Below are 17,611 nucleotides of genomic sequence, written 5' to 3'. Positions count from 1 at the left end.
TAAAAAATGAAATTACCAAAGTTTTTATTAGCAGACAATTCGGAATTTCCTGAAGATTTATTCGTAGTTCACACAGAATATCCAAGATTCATCTTAAACGTTGAGGAAGAAGAAGTTGAGTGGCTAGATGATTTGGAAGGTGACGATGAAGAAACTATGGCAGACGAGGCTACAAAAGTAGTAGAGGCTGCATTCAAATGGTGTGATGAAGAGTTGGCTAAGTACGACGAAGAAGAGGAAGAATAATAACGACCTAAACATAAAAAAAGGAACTCAAATTGAGTTCCTTTTTTATTTTATTCCGATTTGTTGAATTTCAACAGCAGAAGATTATCTTTATACAGTTCCAGTGTAGTTCCGGAAATCACATATTTATTAGCCTTCCCTACCATATCCATAAAGTTTTGTTCAACGCTCATATTGTTGCACATCATTTTGGTAGATCCCATCTGTCCTGCAGAGAAATCACCGGTAGAAGGATCTATTTTAGCGGTTCCGAAATAGTTGTTGCACCCTCCGTTTCCATTGATCTTTTCCCCTTCAATATTCAGGGTAGGAACCTTACCTTTCACGTTTTCTGCCAATGTCCATTTTGTATTCGCCAATGAAGGCTGAGCCTTCCCTACTTTAGAAGCAGAAGCGCTGGACATGGTACCGCACGACGCCAGAATAGCAGCCGCACCTATACTTAAAAAAAGATTTTTCATTTTTTTCTTTTTGAATTACTCAAATTTAAGGAAATTATATTATTTAAACGGGACGCGGGGGATTTTATTACTTTTTAAGAGTTCTATTTTGGAATTAATTTTACTCGTATTTTCCTAATAGCATAGATCATATTTTATGTTTTGGCTAAAGCCGATTGATTGGGCTGATTATTTTAAAACGGGCTAAAGCCCGCTCCTATTGAATATTATTATCGGATTTTTAGTCTCTCGCCGATTTGGCTGATGAAGCAGATTTTTTTCGTATTGAAATCATGGATTATTAGCCGGAACTATGATCTGTGGAATCTGTGAGATCTGCGAGAAATAAAAACGGTCTTCTATTTTGGCTAAAGCATTTTGAATTTCGGGAATTTGAAAGCGGGCTAAAGCCCGCGCCTATTGAATATTTATCATCGGATTTTTAGTCTCTCGCAGATTTGGCTGCTGAAGCAGTTTTTTTCGTATTGAAGTCATGGATTATTACCAGGAACTATGATCTGTGGAATCTGTGAGATCTGCGAGAAATAAAAACTGTCTTCTATTTTGGCTAAAGCCTTTTGAATTTCGGGAATTTGAAAGCGGGCTAAAGCCCGCTTCTATTGAATGATTATGGGAAATGGCTTTTATTCTCCCGCAGAGCCAGCAAATTGAACAGATTTCTATTACTATTCTAAATCTGCCTAATCTGTTTAATCTGCGTGAAAAAGAAAACAAAAAAACGGGCTAAAGCCCGTTTCTATAATGTATTTTTATCTGAATTAAGATCTTAATTCTGCGTTGTATTCTTTCTGGAAAGCTTTGATCAGAGACTCCATCACTTCGGAGATTTCTTTCTCTTCCAGTGTTTTCTCCTCGTTTAGAAGCTCAAAACTCATAGCATAAGACTTTTTCCCTTCAGGAAGGTTTTTCCCTTCATATACGTCGAATAAGTTAATTCCCTTAATGAAAGGAGATTTGTTCTTTTTCGCCGTTTCATAAAGATCCTGATAGTTTACGTTTTTGTCGATCAACAGGGCAAGGTCTCTTCTGATTTTGTTGAATTTAGGAATATCCTTAAATTTAAGTTCGTTTTTAGAACGTAATTCCTGTGCCAGTTCAAGTTCGATTTCTGCGTAGAAACATTCCTGATCGATGTCAAAATCTTTCAACATTGCAGGAGATACTTTTCCGATTCTTACTAACGTTTTTCCATCTGCTTCATAAGCTAATGAATCAGAGAATCTATCGTCGGTTAAAGCCACTTCTTTATAACTAACAGCCAGTCTTTCCAATAAAACTTTTACATAAGCTTTAAGATTGTAGAAACTTACTGCAGATTTAGGCTGTAACCAGTTTTCCGCGACATCTCTTCCTGTCACAAGGATCGCTAATTGCTTTCTTTCCTCGTATTTATCTTTTTTATGGTAAATTTTTCCGAATTCGAAAAACTTGATATCCTGATTCTTTCTGTTGATATTGTATACTGCATTTAGAAGAAGACCTTCCAATAAAGATTTTCTCATGAACGCAAGATCACCACTTAAAGGATTCAGTAATTTTACAGCATCAGTTTCATCTTTTACAGAAGTCAGTGAGTTATTCATCACCTCATTGAATCCAATGCTCTGTAAAGTTCTTGCCCAGTTGTTTTCCAGCTCGTCCTGATCGTTGGCACTCAGCTTAACCGGTGTAAACGAAATTTTCTGTGGAGCATCAATCTTGTTGTATCCGTAGATTCTTAAGATTTCTTCAATCACATCAATTTCTCTCGTTACATCAGCTCTGTAAGCCGGTACTGAAATTTCAAGTCCGTTCTGGATCTCGTTTAAAACCTGAATTTCCAAAGCTTTTAAGATCTCCTTTACTTTCTCTCTGTGAATTTTTGTTCCTAAAATCTGTTCAATTTTTGAGAATCTGATGATCACATAATTGTCCTCGATTTTCTTTGGATATTCTTCCAAAAGATCTCCCACTAATTTTCCATCAGCAATTTCCTGGATCATTTTAATCGCGTGAGTGATGGCTGTTCTGGTAATATTCGGGTCTACTCCTCTTTCGAATCTGAAAGAAGCGTCTGTATTTAAGCCATGAAATTTAGCTCCTTTTCTTACGGCAACCGGATTGAAGTACGCACTTTCAAGGAAAATGGTTTTCGTTTCATCAGAAACCCCTGAATGGGCACCCCCGAAAACTCCGGCAATACACATAGGATTGTCTTTTCCGTCTTTGATCATTACTTCAGAACCGTTCAAAGTTCTTTCAACACCGTCTAAGGTCGTGAATTTTGTTCCTTCTTTTACCGTTCCCACTTTCACTTTACTTCCTGTGATCTTGTCTGCATCAAATGCATGAAGAGGCTGTCCGTATCCGTGAAGGATATAATTGGTAATATCTACAATATTGTTGATCGGGTTTAAACCAATCGCTTTTAATCTGTCTTTTAACCAGGCTGGAGATTCTGCTACTTTTACGTCTTCAATCACTGCTCCGATGTATCTTGGACACAGTTCAGCGTTTTCAACTTCTAAAGTAAAATTATGTGAACCTTCGTTATTCAAAGCTTCAGAAGACACTTTTTCAAACGTTGATTTCTGCTGGTTGGTGGAAAGGAACGCGTGAAGATCTCTAGCAACACCATAATGTGACATCGCATCTGTTCTGTTCGGTGTCAAACCGATTTCGATCACTTCATCATTGGCCAGTTCAAAATAATCTGCAAAGTTCTTCCCTACTTCATATTTGGTTTCATCCAGCACCATGATTCCTCCGTGGTCTTCACTAAGGCCAAGTTCGTCTTCCGCACAAATCATTCCCTGAGAAACCTCACTTCTGATCTTTGCTTCTTTGATCTCAAAAAAGTTTCCGGTTTTGTCATAGATTTTAGTTCCTACAACAGCTACAGGTACAGTCTGCCCTGCTTCTACGTTTGGAGCACCGCAAACAATATTCAATATTTTTCCGTTTCCTACGTCAACTGTTGTTTTCTTTAACTTATCTGCATTCGGATGTTTTTCGCAGGTCAATACTTTTCCTACGACAATACCTTCCAGGCTTCCTCTTACACTTTCAAATTTTTCTATCCCCTCTACTTCAAGACCTATATCTGTAAGGAATTCTCCAATTCTTTCAGTTTTCAGTTCCGTTTTGATAAAGTCTTTCAGCCAGTTGTTTGATATTTTCATTTGCTCAATCTATTATTTAATTGGTCAGCTATCGGTTTTCAGCCTTCTACCTGATCATTTTTATATGTTCCCAAGGTTAAAAAAACCTTTTCTTATTTTGAAAATTCATTAAAATTTTCCGCGCTACAAATGTCGTGTTTTTTTGAGAAACAGCGAAATTTAGAGCCCACTTTAAGAGAATAACTTTTAATTTTTTTCAACCTCTGTTTTAGTAAATTTAGCTTACTTTTTTAACAAAATTTGAAACTATTTGTTACGATTATATCATGATTGATCTTCAAAATCATGGAGATAACTTACAAAGTATGCCATTTAATATTCTTTTGAATACGTTCTTTTCTCAACCAGATATTCTATTTTACTTCCATCTCCAATTCTGAAAAGAGTTTTTAGTGGTTTTCTAAATTTCTGTCCTTCCAATCTGGGAAGATAGCATATAAAGTGAAGGTGTGGTCCTTTGCTCCATCCGGTATTTCCACTTAATCCGATGACATCTCCTTTATTTACCCTATCTCCGACATTGACCTTAACTCCATTTTGTTTTAAATGATAATATTGAGCAAAGCTTCCGTCCGAGTGTAAAATAGTAATATAATTAGCCTGATCTGCGCAGCTTTTTTTCGCGCATCCTGTATTATTATGTTTCACCACATCCGTTACCAATCCTTCTCTTGCCGCAACAATTTCCGTCCCTTCAGGCATGGTAAAGTCCAAAGAATTTTCATTTTGATGAGAAAACAGTCCATTATACCCTTGATTGACTGTAAAAGATTTTCCTTTTGCAAATGGAAGAACATATTGATAATCCGAGTCATACTTTTCTAAAGTAACATCTCCCACATACATTTCATAACCCGGCATCTTTTTCACGGCCCACCTTTTTGTTTTATCGTTGATCATAAAATAAGTCACTTTATTTTTCACTGATTTAGCAGGCATGACCTGTATCTGTTTAAAGGCTTCAGGGGCTTTCATATTCTCTAATTCCGGCATCCCGGAAAATACAAAAGACATTGGGTAAATCTCCAGATTGTCTGCATAAAGCACCAAAGTATCACCTTTCTTTTCATGGTATACTTTGATGTTTTTTTGAGAAAATAAATTGATAAATGATAGCAGTAAGGTGAATATAAGTATTCTTTTCATTAAATTCAGGTCCATTAAAAAAGAGACTGGATGCCCCAGTCTCTTTTAGTTGTATGTATAATTGATCTTACAATCCGATTACCGGCATTGATAACATCAGGATGTTTTCGCTTTCTTCAAGACCGTCAAGAGGTTCAATGATCCCCGGTCTGTTCGGTTGAGACATTTTCATAGTGATATCGTCAGAACCTAAAATGGTAAGCATTTCCGTTAAGAACTTAGAGCTGAAACCGATATTGATATCTTCTCCGTTGTAGTCGCAAGGGATCTGCATATCTGCTTTGTTTGCATATTCTGTATCTTCTGCGTGAAGGTGAAGAATATTGGCAGACAGTTTAAATCTCACCTGGTTGGTAGATTTGTTAGACATGATCGATGCTCTTTTGATCGCTCCTAAAAGAAGGTTTCTGTTGATCGTCAGTACGTTTGGATTTTCTTTCGGGATTACAGCTGTATAGTTAGGATATTTCCCGTCTATCAGTCTGCAGATCCAGATATGCTTTCCAAAAGTAAATTTAGCCATATTCTCGTTGAAGTCGATCTTAACGTCTTCGTTTGAGCTGGCCAGGATATTTTTGAAAATGTTCAAAGGCTTTTTAGGCATGATGAATTCCATAGGTTCGGCGTTCATCAGGTCTGTTCTTTTATAAACAACCAATCTGTGAGAATCGGTAGAAACAAAATTCGTTTCGTTCTCACCAAACTGGAACAATACGCCTGTCATTACAGGACGGAGAGAGTCATTACTGGTTGCAAAAAGAGTGTTCGTCAGTGCTTCAGATAAAACTCCGGCAGGCATCGCTACACTTTGAGAGGCATCAAATTCCGGAAGTTCAGGATAATCATCTGCATTATCCAATGCTACCGCGAAATTGTCTTTTTCATCTAAAATCTCAAGCTGGCTCCCGGTTCCTTCTGCATTATCTTTTACAACAAACGTCAAAGGCTGTTCACCATAAGTCTTGATAAAATCCTGAAAAATCTTAGCAGGAACGGCAAATTTACCCGAATCATCAGACTTTACCTCCAAAGAAGTAACAAGAGTAGTCTCGCCATCAGAAGCTGTAATGGTAACGTTATTTCCGTCTAATTCAAAAAGATAGTTTTCTAAAATCGGTCTCGATTGAGAGCTTGATATTACGCCACTTACAGTTTGCAATGCTTTCTGCAGTTCACCACTTGAAATAATAAATTTCATAGATTTAAAAATAAGTTTCTACAAATATAATAAATAGAAACTATAATGAAAAAAATAATCATAGGGAGTTTTTCACAAATATCACTAATTGGTTTTCAGACTTGACATTAAGCCCGGATTTAATTTTTAAACAGAAGATTTCAAAAACTACGTCTTTTTTGTGGAAAGAGTCTGCTAATTTTGAAAACAGCCATTCATCCTCCATTTTCATCGAAATACAAATACTATATTTGTGAAAAAGAATCCATGAATAAACCGCCTGTTCACAGAAGTTTCATCAACGCTTTCCGCGGTATTTTTCTGATGATCAAAACGGAAAGGAATTTCCAGATTGAACTTGCAGCCTTTTTCATTAATCTTTTCCTGATTTTCTATTTTAAACTTTCGGCCATAGATACCGTGCTCATTCTTATAGCTTCCCTGGCAGTTTTAAGTGCCGAAATTTTCAATACCGCCATAGAAAGGATATGTGACATCATCCAGCCTGATTTTGATAAGAGAATTGGGTTTATTAAAGATATTGCGGCGGGAGCTGTTGTATTGATGGCTGCTGCGGCGGTTATTGTTGGGATTTTTGTGTACTGGAAGTATGTTTAGGGATTAGGGATTAGGGATTAGGGATTAGGGATTAGGGATTAGGGATTAGGGATTAGGGATTAGGGATTAGGGATTAGGGATTAAAATTAAACGTTGAGGATTGAATTGAATGTTTTTTATGTTAAATATTTTAATACAAGCCGCGCTAAAGTCTAATCCTATTGAGTATTGATTTCGTCATATTAAAGATATCCTTCTTCTGAGCTATTGCCTATTCTATTGTTGATATTTTCCAGACTATTTTTATTCACATCTCGTCCTGCGGAGAGGTCATCTGCTTGCTTTTTTTCTGATTTTTCAAATTCCAGCAAATTTTATTGCTAGTACATAATGTGTTTTATAGTATAAATTTCAATAAATTTTGAATATCGATAAAATAATTACCAAATAAATACAGATTTAAAATAAATTATACTTTTCACCGTTACATGATATATGTAAAATCAATACATTTATAAAAACCTAATAATAATTTATACCTATGAAAAGCAAACTATTCTATGCGATCATGATGGCAGCATTTATCTCGTGCAGCACAGAATCGACCGCAGTTGTTACTCCGGTTGATGCTAAAAAGAGCAAGGAGATTACTAATTTTGAAAAATCAATTAAGAGCCTGAGTCTTCCTCAAAATCTTCCGACTGAGGAGGAAAAAAGAAATCAGCAATCACTGGAACTGAGTGACCGTCGTAAAGACATCCTGATTCCATCCGCCTTAGAGTTAATAAAATCTACCGGTACCTCTGACCAGGAGATCAAAAAAATCACCCAGGGAGACCGTGATAAAATCCTTACCTGGGCTGTAAAAATTTACAACGAAAAAAATAACAAAACTCCTCAAAAAACTCTAAACGATTAATTATGAAAAAGATATTCACCATTCTTCTCGGTCTAAGTATCGGATCTGCGGCTTTTGCACAAAACGGTTCAGGAACTTTACATGTATTTAATGACGATTCTTACCATAGCTTAAATTTACACTATACCCTATTTACCGTAAACCTTTCCCAGTGTGGTGATGGTTATCAGGCTTTAGGACCCAGTATACCGCTGCCTCCGGGCGTGATTACCGATTATACCACCTTTTTAAAATCATCATCTTTTGCATCATCGCCACATCCTTATCCTATTGACAGTTATTGGCATAACAGTACAGTGGTTCCAGCTACGTCCATCAGTCCTGCGGTAGCTGATGCTCAGCGATGGAGTTATATGAAATTTGAGCTCAAAGACCCTAGTAATCCGGGACAAATGAATCCAACCCTGGGAGGATCTGTAGGTTTTTATCCGACTTGTACAGGTATTCCCAATTACATATCAGGAACCAGTACACTGAATGGAATCAACTATGCATTTAAAGCAGAAGCTGTAACCTTCGGAGGAGATTTATGGATTAATGTCTGGTAATCCAAATACGGACTATCTACAAAAAAACGGGCTAACGCCCGTTTTTTCTTTATTAGTTAGGTTTAAAATCATTTTCCTACATAAATAAAACCTTTCTTTCCCGATTTAAAAGAGGTTTCAATTCTTTTGTAATCCTCCACTTCATATTCATCAGCCTGAAGAATTTCCTCTTCCGTCACTTCGAAAAGCATTCCTTCCACTTCATTACTACTGTTTCCGGAAAGTTCCAGGATCGGATGGTATTTCTGATTGCTTTTGCGCAATACTTCGGGATCGGTAATTTCTACCATTTTCATTGTATAGCCTGTCAGAATATCTTTTTCACCTTCCAGAATTCTTCCAAATGTTTCAATTTGCACCTGCTCTTTCTGCAGGGTTCCGTAAGAAAATAAATGTACCATTATAAATATTTTTCAATGATTGGTATTGCCGTTTCAGCCATGATGCCATAGCCTTTTTCATTAGGATGAACGCCGTCTGCAGAAAGCAGGATTTCTTTATCTTCTACCAATGCAGCATAGAAATCAATATAATGTAAAGCATTTTCAGCCGCTGTATCTTTAAGAATTTGGTTGTATAGTAAAACATCTCCGTTGATTCGCAGTTTTCCTGTTGCAGATTCTACCCCATCTACTTTTTCTGAAAACGGAAGAATGCTGACAAGATAAATATCCCCGGAATACTGTTTCGCATGTTGAACTGCTGTTTTGATATTATCCCTGAACTGATCAGGACTTACCATCTGACTTCCATTCTTTACGGCAAGGTCATTCGCTCCGTAACCGATAAAAACAATATTTCCTTCTGCAGAATTTCTGGCAGCCAGTTCGTGAGGCATTCTTTTCAGTAAGCCTTCTGTGGTTTCACCGCCTATTCCAAGATTAAAAAGAATCAGTTCGTTGCTTCCTTCATGAAACTGCTGCAGGGCATATCTTTTCAGAATATCTACCCATCCGCCGAATACGCCGTCGTATTCTCCATAAGTAATGCTGTCGCCGAAGAACAGCCCGTAAATCATTTTTTTCATTCTTAAATAAGATGTTAGATATTAGATGTTAGAAATTAGTACTGTTGGGATATAAGTAATACAGTTGACCATCACTCATAACTCATAACTCATAACTTATAACTCATCATTCTTCTAATATCAATCCAAAATTAGGGTAATATTTTTGTGTGATTCTATAATTTTTATTAAAATTTCAAACAATGTCTGTCCTTTTCCTGAAAGCAATTCATCCAGTTTTTGCCGGATCAGTTCTATGTTGTAAGGTTTTCCCTGTCTGATTTTGTTTTCGTAAAAAATACGTGTTGCTTCCAAGCCGAGATCTTCTCTTGATTTCTGGGATGCTTTCCATGTGATCTCAACTTGATCTTTGTTTTCAAATACTCCGAAACCGCCGTACAGAATATCATCGAAGCCATCAAGTGTTCCTACTTTCCAGTCTGTATCTTTCATGAATACCAAAGAAGCTTCATCATAGAATCCGGCCAGATCCGAGAAACGGCTGCCATCGATGATAATTTTTTTATTTTGATCTGAATTCAACATCGTTCTTGTAAGATTTTATTCCGTAAATATAAAAAAAGACTTTTTTTCGACTTAGTTATCCAATAAAAATTGATCTTAATTTTCTTAATTTCAATGAACTTTAGTTTATTTCTAAATCTTAAACATTAAGAATTTAAGCAATATGCTTATTGTTATGAATGAAGCAATCAATAAATTGATTTTTTTAAGTTCTTTAAGCACCCCCATCTTTTAAGATCTTAATGTTTTAAAAAAATATGTTTCCATGTTTTGAAATTGATCCAATAAAAATTCACATTTTTATCAATCATACATTAAGGATTTAACGCAAAGTTTTCATTCCAATACTGCATATTTTGAGGAGGCAAAGAAGGAATCAATTAACATTGATTCGATTAAGCCGCCTATTATCCACTCGCTTCATCGGCGACGTAGTCGAGCTCCTTGCATTCCTTTAAACTTAACATCGTCTAAAGTAAAAACTTTGCGTCAAAAAAATATAAGATTCAACACAAAACTTCCATGAATACATACATGGTTTAAGAAAAGCAAAGAATTCTGATATAAAAAAATGACCGCCATTCATTGGCGGTCATTTTTATTTTTATTTGAAGTATTCTACTCCGTTTTTGAATATGTTGTGGTAATTCGCGGTCGGTATGTTTTTCATGAGGCCTTCTGCAAAACGCTCCGGATGTCCCATTCTTCCATAAATCTTTCCGCAAGGACTGGTAACCCCTTCAATTCCGAATAATGAATTATTTGGGTTGAATGGCATTCCGTGGGCAATGTTTCCATCAAGATCAATATACTGAGTCGCAATTTGTCCGTTTTCGTATAGTTTCTTGATTTCGTCTTCTGAAGCCATGAAACGTCCTTCACCGTGAGAGATTGGAATGGTAAATACCTGATCTTTCATTCCTTTTAACCAAGGGCTTTCGTCATTGATCACTTTTACATTCACCATCTGTGAGATATGTCTTCTGATAGCATTGTGAGCCAATGTCGGAGAATTTTCATCCAGATCTTTAATTCTTCCGTAAGGTAACAGACCGGATTTAACCAAAGCCTGGAAGCCGTTACAGATTCCGATGATCATTCCATCTCTGTCCAATAGTTCGTGGACAGCATTTCTCATCTTTTCGTTTTTAAGAACGTTAACGATGAATTTCGCTGAACCGTCCGGCTCATCACCTGCTGAGAAACCTCCTGAGAAGGCAAGAATCTGAGAGGTTCTGATCTCTTCCACCCAAGCATCAATGCTTTCATCCAATAACTGGTGACTGATGTTTTTCAACGGAAGACTGCTGATGACCGCTCCTTCTTTATGGAATGCATTCAGGGTTTCGTACTCGCAGTTTGTTCCCGGGAATACAGGAGCAAATACTTTCGGCTGAGCAATTCCATGTTTTTTAATAATGATATTCCTTGGGTTGACTGAGTTTGATTTCTCATCGATTTCAACCGTTAATTTTTCTTTTTCCTGCGTTGGGAAAAGGTTTTCAAATGTTCCTGTGTATGCAGATTCAAGCTCTGAGATTTGAGATTCAAGATTGTTGATTTTTAAAATACCTGAATCTTTTACTTCACCGATCTGCTGAAGAGAAGTATTGCTCAACTCTTCTGTTGATTCGATGATCAAGCTACCGATATTTTTAGCCAATAAAGCGTTCTCCTCAATGGTGATATCTGCTCCCAATCTGTTTCCAAAGCTCATTTTCGCTAAAGCTACTGCAGCACCGCCTTCTTTAACAGTTTTCACAGAAACAATTTTCCCGTCTTTGATGTTTTCAAAAATAAATCCGAAGATTTCTTTTAAGCTTTCATAGTTAGGAAGTCCGTTTTCCTGAGGAGTATGACTGAAGAAATACAACTTATTTCCGGCATTTTTGAATTCCGGTGAAATAACGTTTTTCTTCTCACCATTAGCACAGGCAAATGAAATCAATGTCGGCGGAACATTCAGATCCTGATACGTACCGCTCATTGAGTCTTTTCCTCCGATTGCTGCAAGACCAAGGTTGATCTGAGCATCGTAAGCTCCCAGAAGTGAAGCTAAAGGTTTCCCCCATTTCTCCGGATTCTGACCCAGTTTTTCGAAATATTCCTGGAACGTTAATCTGATATTTTTATAATCACCTCCCATGGCAGCGATCTTAGCAACGCTTTCCACGACTGCATAAGAAGCTCCCAAGAGTGAATTCTGCTTTGAAATTGCCGTATCAAATCCCCAGCTTGCAAAAGAAACGGTTTCGATATCTTTTGCTCCTAAAATAGGCAGTGTCTGAGCACTTCCTTCCATTAGTGTCTGCTGGTATTTTCCTCCAAGCGGCATCGCAACCGTAGTTCCGCCTACAGAAGAGTCGAACATTTCCAACAATCCTTTTTGGGAAGCTACATTTTTGTCGCTTAATATGGTCATGAAGTTCTCTTTTGTAAAAGCAGGCGTTTCTTCTTTTACTTCCTCAAGGTGGGTAATTTTCACTTCCTGAGTTTTGGAACATCCGTTGGTATCTAAGAATTCTCTTGAAAGGTCAACGATTTTATCGCCTTTCCAGAACATCTGCATTCTTCCTGAATCGGTCACTTTTGCCACTTCTACAGCAACAATATTTTCGTCCTCACAGAATTTGATGAACTTTTCTTTATCCTGCGGATCAACAACAACGGCCATTCTTTCCTGAGATTCAGAAATAGCAAGCTCAGTTCCGTTCAGTCCTTCATATTTTAAAGGTAAAACATCAAGATTCACTTCTAATGAATCCGCAATTTCACCGATAGCTACAGAAACACCTCCCGCTCCGAAGTCGTTTGATTTTTTGATCAGCTTCGTTACTTCAGGATTTCTGAACAGTCTCTGGATTTTACGTTCTTCAACGGCGTTTCCTTTCTGAACTTCAGTAGACATGGTGTGGATACTGTTTTCATCCTGCACCTTTGAACTTCCGCTCGCTCCACCTACTCCGTCACGGCCTGTTGCCCCTCCTAAAATAATGATAGAATCACCATTTTCAGGTTTATCACGTCTAACCCAATCTACAGGAACAGCTCCGGTAACGAATCCTACTTCCATTCTCTTGGCTTTGTAGCCTTCGTCATAGATTTCAGAAACCATGGTAGTCGCCAGACCGATCTGGTTTCCGTAAGATGAATATCCGTTGGCAGCCTGTTTCGTGATGGTTTTCTGAGGCAGTTTTCCCGGTAACGTTTTATCAACCGGTTCTAAAACATCAGCAGCGCCTGTTAATCTCATTGCCTGGAATACAAATGATCTTCCGGACAAAGGATCTCTGATCGCTCCTCCCAAACAGGTTGAAGCGCCTCCGAAAGGTTCAATTTCAGTCGGGTGATTGTGGGTTTCATTTTTGAATAATAAATACCACGGCTCTTTTTTACCATCGTATTCAGCTTCTATCTGGATGGTGCATGCATTGATCTCGTCTGAGATAACAAGGTTCTCCAGATTCCCTGTTTTATGGAAATATTTACCACAAACTGTCGCAAGATCCATTAAAGAGATCGGCTTCAGTTCGCGGCCTAAGAATTTTCTTTTTTCGATATAGTCACTGAAAATAGTATCCAGTGTCTGTTTGAATGCTCCTTCAAACTGGATGTCTGACAATTCTGTTTCAAAAGTGGTATGACGGCAGTGGTCACTCCAGTAGGTGTCTAAAACTTTCAGTTCCGTTTCTGTAGGATTTCTTTTTTCCGTTTTAAAGTATTCCTGAATAAATTTCAGGTCATCCAATCCTAATGCGAAACCGTGATTGTTGTAAAAATTCTCAAGTTCAGCATCATCGAAACTGATGAAATTTTCGTGGATCAAAACTTTTGACGGTACTTCATCTGCAGGAATGTTCAGTATCGAAAGATCTTTTTCCTGAGATTCCACTTTATTAATCAGAAGGTCTTTGATTTTTACTAAATCTGCTTCAGAAACGCCTTCAAACTGGATCAGTTTTCCGCTTCTTACTTTAGATTTTTCATTCTCCGTGAGTAGAGCGATACACTGCTGCGCAGAATCTGCACGCTGATCGTACTGGCCGGGAAGAAACTCCATGGCAAACCCGATCTCTGCGGCAGGGTTTTCTGTATGTAAAATATCGGTCACCGGATCTACGAAAGTGCTGTTGACCACCTTTTCGAATTCTCCGTCGTTCAGTCCGAAAATATCATACACATTAAACACTTTCACATTTTTGACCGCCGGAACGACTGCTTTTACTTCATCAAAAATTTTTGGACTTTCAACATCGAAAATTCCTCTTTTTTCTACGAAAATTCTTTTGTTATTAGACATTAGATGTCAGATTTTAAATATTAGATTTATTACTTTCTTTTTACTTTTTTCAGAACCAATTATGATTCTTTATATTTTACAGCTTCAACGTCAGATTATTATCATCTGTTCCGTCTGTATTGGAAGCATTTTTTGATGCATTAATCCAGTCGTCTCCGTTCAGAACCAGTTTAAAGGTATAGGTCTTTCCTTTTTCAAAACCGGATTTCGGAACTTCCAACTCGAAGCGGTTGTTTTCTTTCTTCGTTAACTGATAGTTTTTATTGTCTGTCTTCCAATCATTGAAAGATCCAGCAACAGAAGCGCTATTAATCAGTTTTGAGTTTAAATTCTTTGGATGCGTATAGGTGAATACAACGTTATTTCCTTTCAGAAAATATCCTTCTGTTTCCTTTTTGCCCGGTACTATTGTCAGATCATTCATTAGCTCAGCAGCAGAATTATAAAGCACCGGAAATGTATCCGGACCGCTGACGTTTACAATAAAGCAGATTCCCGTATTCATTTCGGGATAGATGGCAAACCACACCTGATCTCCGAATGCTCCCCCATGCTTGTGTCCTCTTCTCCCATGCTCACTAAGACCGAAGCAGTCCCAGAAATATCCATACCAGTCACCTTTGCTGTTGCTGATGTTTCTTTGAGATTCCTGAGCAATTGCGTTTTTCGAATCCAGTTCATACTTTAAAAACTTCACCAGATCTCCCATCGTGGATTTGGTTCTTACTCCACTGGCACCCCATAAATGGCTTATGAATTTTGGCATCAGGCGTCCGCTTGAATGATATCCATTGGCTAAGACTTCCCCTTTACCCAATTCCAGTTTGGTGTGATCCATTCCTGCTTTTGACAAGATGTTTTCTTTAAGCAGCGTTTCATAGCTTTTCCCGTAGATATTTTCCAGCATCAGACCTGTCAGTTCAAGACTTAGATTGCTGTAATTGTATTTGACTCCGGGTATGGTATCCAGTTTTACTTTTTGAAGATCCTGCTTAAAATTATCTTTTGTATAATTTTCTCCTAATGTATTGTATTGAAAAGGCGTTTCGTCTGACATTGTTTTCCGGATTTCAGAGTCATCAGGCAAACTGCGCGGCAATGCAGTTCTGTAGGAAATCAGATCTTTAATTTTAATCGGAGTTCCATTGTATTCTAAATTGGGATAAGATCCTTTCAGATACTTACGGATATCGTCTTCAAGATTAATTTTATTTTCCAAAACGGCCTGAGCCAGCAATTGTCCGGTAAAAAGCTTGGTCACAGATGCTATTTCAAAATAGGTATTGTCATCTGCTTTGTTTCCCTTTCCTTTATCTATTTCCCCAAAGTGTTTTGTATACACTTTTCCGTTTTTCACGATGCCAACTGATACGGAATAAGCCCCTGATTTTTCTTTTAATTTCTTCGCATTGGTCTCCATGATGGAATACATCTCTTTCTGGCTTTGTGAAAAGCCCTTTGCAGAGATAAGAATTAATAAAAAAATCGACAGGTTTTTCATGGGCTATTGTTATTTTACGAATTTATTGGGATTATCGGGACGTTCTTTCTGAAACTGCTCCGCTTCTTTTATTTCATTGGCCAGCCATTTTTCATAAGGAATTTTTTCATTATAATCCATGGTATATTTTTCTTTGCCATCTTCTGAAACCACGAATGTAAAACGGTCAGCAATCAAAAGATCCATACCTAAAGCATAGGTATTGATCTGATAATAAGGAAAATTTTCTTTTGGTCTATCCACTATTTCAAAAGTTAATTTCTTTTCAGCATCAGACATTTTAGGATACACATTGATATAATACAATCCTGAAAGTGTTTTATTCTGCTTTTCAAAAAACTGAAGAATATTCTTCTCTTTTTCATCGTAGTGAAACGGATTCGGATAATATTTCCCCTGGATTTCTTTGTCTTTATCAGATGATTTTGCAACGGGCTTAACCGTTTCTCCTTTGGTGTTCATCACGCCCCAGGTTCCCCCGACAATTCCTTTATGTTCATTTTCTGTTTTCTCCCAGTCACAACCGTCACAAAATAATGCGTAACCGTACTCAAAATAGGAAACAAAATCATGTGTGGCTTCTATGGCTATTTTTCCGTTTTGGTCAGCAAAACCTACCTTTCCATTCTTAACGAATCTTCTGACTCCTTCTTTGAAATAATCTGCTCCATTGTCATAAAAGAAAGGTCTGTACAGAAAGTTACCTTTTTTATCATATACATATCCCCAGGCATTTTTCTCTACGGCTTCTCCTTTTTTGGAACCGTCGAAATAAACGGTTTCCTCTTTTACAACATCTCCATCTTCAAGATCCGAATATATTTTAAACTGCGCAGGAATGATGATTTTTCCGTCCTGATCTTTTACTCCTGCTAATGTATCTTTTGAGATAAAATACTTTAAAACCTCTTTCTTCTGTGAAAAAGAAAGGATGGGTATGAATAAAATGGTTAAAAATATTTTTCTCATTTAACTTGGAAGTGATATCAAAGCTTAATTTACTCGTCTTTACTGAGATCTGTTTTCTTACGCGAATTTACAATAATATAATATTTTTTAGCAACATTATAATCTATAGAATTGCTTAGTTTCCACTTCTTATAACCTTCGTAATCAAATTGATGATTTTCCGGCGGACTTAATAAATAATCATACTGCTCCATTAAATATTCATCTGTGAAACCGTCATTTCGAAGTTTTGTGAAGAACGAAATCAATTGGTCCACTGTGAAATTGCCTTCTTTAATTGATCTGGGATTTTTTTCTGTCTTATAATCTATAAATCCGTTGATTCCAGCCATCTGAAAATCCAAAAGGGTTCCGGGAATTCCTGATGCTCTCTCATATTTATCCATATTCTTGTAGATCCATTTCAACTTATTCGTAGCACTGGCCATGGTAATTCTCAACAGTACAGTATCACGGGCAGCAGCAGGTGCATAATGAATATTCGAATATCTTGTCAGAGGGTTATTTTCTACAATTTTTTCCGGCTGTAAATCTTTTAAAAATTTATCGTGAATTTTATCCAGCGCTAAAGTATCATTCCCTTTTTGGCTTATTTCTGAAATAAAAAACCCAAAACCCGGCATCGTAAACTCTTACATTAACCAATCTGTTAAAACGACTAAAATAAGTACTTATTCCATGAAGCCTGAATTTCCCTTCCTTAAAAGTTACCGCTTTATTTACTTTTTCATTTTCTTTAAGGATGTACTTTCTTTCAAACAACTCTTTAAAATAATGATTTAAAAGTCGTTCCTCATCAAGAAAAGCTGGAATAATTTTAAATTTAAGCTCTGCATCATTACTCTTACTTTCATATTCAGCAGCAAAAACACTATCATTTTTAGAGTTTGTCCACAATGCAGTTCTGGAAAAGTCACCAAGACTAACAGGAGCAGTCATCCCTGAAACGGTATGACTGAAATCTGTATCGGATTTAATTTTCTTATTCGGTTTTAAATCCTGAGACAGAATAATCACAGGAAGCAGAAACACAATAAAAAGCGAGTACATCTTCATACGGACCAAATAAAAAATGCAGCCCAAAAGACTGCATC

Annotated in this window: 16 protein-coding genes; 4 read left to right on the top strand and 12 right to left on the bottom strand. The window is 37.1% G+C overall.

Features of this window, described 5'->3' with window-relative positions; translation table 11 throughout:
• The first annotated feature begins 6 nt into the window (after positions 1 to 6).
• A complete protein-coding gene (locus BUA72_RS07200; RefSeq protein ID WP_007845674.1) occupies positions 7 to 246 on the top strand; it encodes a hypothetical protein in 240 nt (79 codons plus the stop codon).
• 50 nt (positions 247 to 296) lie between these two features.
• Here the strand turns inward: BUA72_RS07200 and BUA72_RS07195 are convergent, their stop codons facing one another.
• The 4 genes from BUA72_RS07195 to dnaN form a co-directional block, all read right to left on the bottom strand.
• Positions 297 to 707 (bottom strand): META domain-containing protein, encoded by a 411-nt coding sequence (locus BUA72_RS07195; RefSeq protein WP_047451672.1) that lies wholly within the window; start codon positions 705 to 707, stop codon positions 297 to 299.
• 758 nt (positions 708 to 1,465) lie between these two features.
• A complete protein-coding gene (gene pheT / locus BUA72_RS07190) occupies positions 1,466 to 3,868 on the bottom strand; it encodes a phenylalanine--tRNA ligase subunit beta (RefSeq protein ID WP_072922347.1) in 2,403 nt (800 codons plus the stop codon).
• Between the two features lie 312 nt (positions 3,869 to 4,180).
• On the bottom strand, positions 4,181 to 5,014 hold the full coding sequence (locus BUA72_RS07185; protein WP_072922518.1) for a M23 family metallopeptidase: 834 nt from the start codon (positions 5,012 to 5,014) through the stop codon (positions 4,181 to 4,183).
• Positions 5,015 to 5,081: 67 nt separating this feature from the next.
• Entirely contained in the window at positions 5,082 to 6,212 is a 1,131-nt protein-coding gene (gene dnaN, locus BUA72_RS07180) for a DNA polymerase III subunit beta (RefSeq protein ID WP_034725003.1), read from the bottom strand.
• Between the two features lie 246 nt (positions 6,213 to 6,458).
• Between dnaN and BUA72_RS07175 the strand changes: the two genes are divergently transcribed.
• The 3 genes from BUA72_RS07175 to BUA72_RS07165 all read left to right on the top strand — a co-directional run bounded on the left by BUA72_RS07175 (position 6,459) and on the right by BUA72_RS07165 (position 8,216).
• Complete coding sequence (locus BUA72_RS07175; protein ID WP_072922346.1) at positions 6,459 to 6,809, top strand: diacylglycerol kinase; 351 nt, start codon at positions 6,459 to 6,461, stop codon at positions 6,807 to 6,809.
• Positions 6,810 to 7,290: 481 nt separating this feature from the next.
• Entirely contained in the window at positions 7,291 to 7,668 is a 378-nt protein-coding gene (locus tag BUA72_RS07170) for a hypothetical protein (protein ID WP_047451678.1), read from the top strand.
• Between the two features lie 2 nt (positions 7,669 to 7,670).
• Complete coding sequence (locus tag BUA72_RS07165; RefSeq protein ID WP_047451680.1) at positions 7,671 to 8,216, top strand: hypothetical protein; 546 nt, start codon at positions 7,671 to 7,673, stop codon at positions 8,214 to 8,216.
• Positions 8,217 to 8,284: 68 nt separating this feature from the next.
• On the opposite strand, the gene BUA72_RS07160 is transcribed toward BUA72_RS07165, so the two are convergent.
• The 8 genes from BUA72_RS07160 to BUA72_RS07125 all read right to left on the bottom strand — a co-directional run bounded on the left by BUA72_RS07160 (position 8,285) and on the right by BUA72_RS07125 (position 17,573).
• Complete coding sequence (locus tag BUA72_RS07160; RefSeq protein ID WP_072922345.1) at positions 8,285 to 8,617, bottom strand: gamma-glutamylcyclotransferase family protein; 333 nt, start codon at positions 8,615 to 8,617, stop codon at positions 8,285 to 8,287.
• The gene (locus BUA72_RS07155; protein ID WP_083544132.1) at positions 8,617 to 9,243 is read right to left on the bottom strand and encodes an SGNH/GDSL hydrolase family protein; all 627 of its coding nucleotides are present in this window, start codon (positions 9,241 to 9,243) and stop codon (positions 8,617 to 8,619) included. Before BUA72_RS07155 ends, BUA72_RS07160 begins: the two co-directional genes overlap by 1 nt.
• Positions 9,244 to 9,363: 120 nt before the next feature.
• On the bottom strand, positions 9,364 to 9,768 hold the full coding sequence (locus tag BUA72_RS07150) for a barstar family protein (protein WP_072922344.1): 405 nt from the start codon (positions 9,766 to 9,768) through the stop codon (positions 9,364 to 9,366).
• Positions 9,769 to 10,351: 583 nt separating this feature from the next.
• The gene (locus BUA72_RS07145) at positions 10,352 to 14,047 is read right to left on the bottom strand and encodes a phosphoribosylformylglycinamidine synthase (protein WP_072922343.1); all 3,696 of its coding nucleotides are present in this window, start codon (positions 14,045 to 14,047) and stop codon (positions 10,352 to 10,354) included.
• Positions 14,048 to 14,123: 76 nt separating this feature from the next.
• Entirely contained in the window at positions 14,124 to 15,548 is a 1,425-nt protein-coding gene (locus tag BUA72_RS07140) for a serine hydrolase (RefSeq protein WP_072922342.1), read from the bottom strand.
• A gap of 9 nt (positions 15,549 to 15,557) precedes the next feature.
• Positions 15,558 to 16,517 (bottom strand): WG repeat-containing protein, encoded by a 960-nt coding sequence (locus BUA72_RS07135; RefSeq protein ID WP_072922341.1) that lies wholly within the window; start codon positions 16,515 to 16,517, stop codon positions 15,558 to 15,560.
• Positions 16,518 to 16,546: 29 nt separating this feature from the next.
• Positions 16,547 to 17,140, bottom strand: a complete 594-nt coding sequence (locus BUA72_RS07130; RefSeq protein ID WP_072922340.1) for a hypothetical protein — start codon at positions 17,138 to 17,140, stop codon at positions 16,547 to 16,549.
• The gene (locus tag BUA72_RS07125; RefSeq protein WP_139259565.1) at positions 17,091 to 17,573 is read right to left on the bottom strand and encodes a hypothetical protein; all 483 of its coding nucleotides are present in this window, start codon (positions 17,571 to 17,573) and stop codon (positions 17,091 to 17,093) included. Before BUA72_RS07125 ends, BUA72_RS07130 begins: the two co-directional genes overlap by 50 nt.
• Positions 17,574 to 17,611: the final 38 nt, after the last annotated feature.

Source organism: Chryseobacterium sp. OV279, from assembly GCF_900128945.1.
Classification (GTDB): domain Bacteria; phylum Bacteroidota; class Bacteroidia; order Flavobacteriales; family Weeksellaceae; genus Chryseobacterium.
The sequence above is the reverse complement of the archived record's forward strand: the minus strand, read 5'-3'. Positions and strand labels throughout refer to the sequence as shown.